General features: G+C 32.7%; 2 protein-coding genes. Both read right to left on the bottom strand.

Annotated features, from left to right (window positions below):
* Positions 1-48: 48 nt before the first annotated feature.
* Positions 49-1,092, bottom strand: a complete 1,044-nt coding sequence (locus tag CKF59_RS07625; RefSeq protein WP_119535308.1) for a sigma-70 family RNA polymerase sigma factor — start codon at positions 1,090-1,092, stop codon at positions 49-51.
* A gap of 13 nt (positions 1,093-1,105) precedes the next feature.
* Positions 1,106-2,500: a signal recognition particle-docking protein FtsY gene (gene ftsY, locus CKF59_RS07620; RefSeq protein WP_245959292.1), complete on the bottom strand. Its 1,395-nt coding sequence runs from the start codon at positions 2,498-2,500 to the stop codon at positions 1,106-1,108.
* Positions 2,501-2,538 lie beyond the last annotated feature (38 nt).

Below are 2,538 nucleotides of genomic sequence, written 5' to 3'. Positions count from 1 at the left end.
GATTTTTAGTTTAAAAAGCTATGAGGAATAATTACTTCTAGGAAGTAATTATTCCTCATGAGGTCTAAATTTTGCTAAGGCTTCAGCTAATTTTTCTTTAGCTTTCATTTCAATTTGACGTACACGTTCATTTGAAATGTTAAACTTATTAGCAATTTCATTTAAAGTAGCTTTAGCTTTTACTTCAGGGAAAAAGTCTTCAGCAACTCGAACTTTAATAATATATTGCTCTCTCTCATCAAGAACATTGGTAAAGGCATCAAAGAACGCTTCACGTAAGTTTCTTGAAGTTTCATCTTCTTCTACTTGTTTTGAAAAATCTGAGTTTTCGTCGGTAGTAAATGAAGAGGGATTATAAACATTAGTTTCACCATCAGGGGTGTCAGTTTCAAATGAGGTAGCTTTAGTTAGAGCTCCTTCAATGCTTCTTACGTAACTAGCAGTTTTGTTATTTAGAGTTTTTGCTATATTTTCGTAATCTTGATTGGTTAAAGGACGCTCTGCACGTATTTTTAAAATAGCCGTTTTTGCTAAAGAAGCATCTTTAGTCGTTATGGTTTTTGTTGCATATGCCAGCTGGTTAACCAGTTTAGAAATATTTTTCTTAATATGGTGATAAGCATAGGTAATTAAACGACCACCGTTAGATTTACCTTGGTCATAATTTTTTACCGCTTCCACAAAACCTTCAAAAGCAGCTTGATTTAAATCATCATCAGAAACATTCGAATATTTATAGTCTTTATAAACTAAATGTTCGATATATTTAGTATAAGCCTGTAATAAAGTTGTAAAGGCTTTACGTCGTTCACTAATATCGATTTCTAGATCATTAGCGGTTTTGATTAATTGATCTTCGATTTCTTTAGTTAAAACTCTTTTGATGCCACTAACGTAATATACAATCTCTTGTCCTCTTGAGGTTTGGTTAGTGGTGATTGTAATATTACTAACTAAAGAAACATTATGAGATGAAGTATTGCTTAATGAAGAGCTTATATTTGTTGTTTGTTGATCTCCAGTAACTTCAACGCTGTTGCTGGAGTGAAGTTTGATGTCTTCTTTGGTTTTTGTTTTAGTTTCTCTAGACATAAGTTATGTTTGTTTATTTTTCTTTAAATAGGGCTTCGATAAAGTCTTCAGCATTAAATGGTTGAAGATCGTCAATTTTTTCTCCGACACCTATATAACGAATAGGTTTTTTGAATTTATCACAAATAGCGAAGATAACTCCCCCCTTTGCAGTTCCATCAAGTTTAGTTAGGTTAATACCTGTAATATTCACAGCCTTATCAAAAGCCTCTACTTGGGACATAGCATTTTGCCCAGTTGAAGCGTCTAAGGTAATCATTACTTCATGAGGTGCTGATGGATCTAATTTTTGTACGACACGAACAATTTTACTTAACTCATCAAGTAGATGATTTTTATTAGAAAGGCGACCTGCAGTATCGGCAATAACTACATCAATTCCTTTGGCTTTTGCTGAATTAAAAGCATCATAAATTACAGCCGCACTATCAGAACCAGGTTTTTGTGAAATAACTGGAACATTATTTCTTTGTCCCCATTCTTGTAATTGTTCAATAGCGGCCGCTCTAAAAGTATCTGCAGCAGCTAAGACTACACTCTTTCCTTCTTGTTGTAGTTTTTTGGTGAGCTTACCAATGGTAGTAGTTTTTCCCACTCCATTTACCCCAATCATGAGAATTAAGAAAGGTTTATGATCTTTAATCTCAAGTGGTTGAGCACAAGGTTCTACAATCTCTTTTAATTCTTGCTTTAATTGTCCATAGAGAACTTGAGCATCATTTAGTTGAGTAAATTTTACATGGTCAGTAAGATTTTTAATAATCTTATCAGTAGTATCTATACCTACATCAGCAATAAGTAGATGTTCTTCTAACTCTTCAAATAAATTTTTATTTATTTTTTTGCCTACAAATAGAGCAGAGAGTCCTGCACCTATATTAGCACCGGTTTTAGATAATCCAGCAACAAGACGAGAGAAAAAACCTTTTTTAGGTTTTACTTCTTCGTTTTTTGCTTCTTCTTTAGTAGACTCTGCTTTAGTAGATTCTACTTGAGTGTCTTGTTCACTAGTTTTAGATATTTCAGGATTAAGATCCGCTTCTTGTACTAAGTTACTGCTTTCTTTTGCTTCTATATTTTGTTCACTTGTTTCTAAATTAAGTTTTTCAGCAACAACATTATTATTTAAGTCATGAGCAAAAGAGGTTATAGATTCATTTGAATTGCGAGAGGTTAGGTTATTTTCTCCGGAGTTAGCGAATTTATCTTGATCATTATTATTTTCATCAAGTGGGAGTTCATTGTTTACAATAACCTCCTCAACTTTGGACTCAATAACTTCTGAGTTGCTTTGAGAGGTAGTATGATCTAGATCTTGTGGTGATTGGTCAACGTTTGTCTTATCCTTTTGTTCTTCTTTTTTATTATCAGATGAACTAAAAATATTTTTGAACCAATTTAACGCCATTTTTGTTTTCCTCATTAAATTTATTTACTTATGCATAC

This window comes from Psittacicella gerlachiana, from assembly GCF_003585965.1.
In the GTDB taxonomy this organism is placed as follows: domain Bacteria; phylum Pseudomonadota; class Gammaproteobacteria; order Enterobacterales; family Psittacicellaceae; genus Psittacicella; species Psittacicella gerlachiana.
The sequence above is the reverse complement of the archived record's forward strand: the minus strand, read 5'-3'. Positions and strand labels throughout refer to the sequence as shown.

Excerpts from the sequence above, each read along its gene's own strand:
- CKF59_RS07625 (WP_119535308.1), bottom strand. The coding sequence starts at position 1,092 with ATGTCTAGAGAAACTAAAACAAAAACCAAAGAAGACATCAAACTTCAC.
- ftsY (WP_245959292.1), bottom strand. The coding sequence starts at position 2,500 with ATGGCGTTAAATTGGTTCAAAAATATTTTTAGTTCATCTGATAATAAA.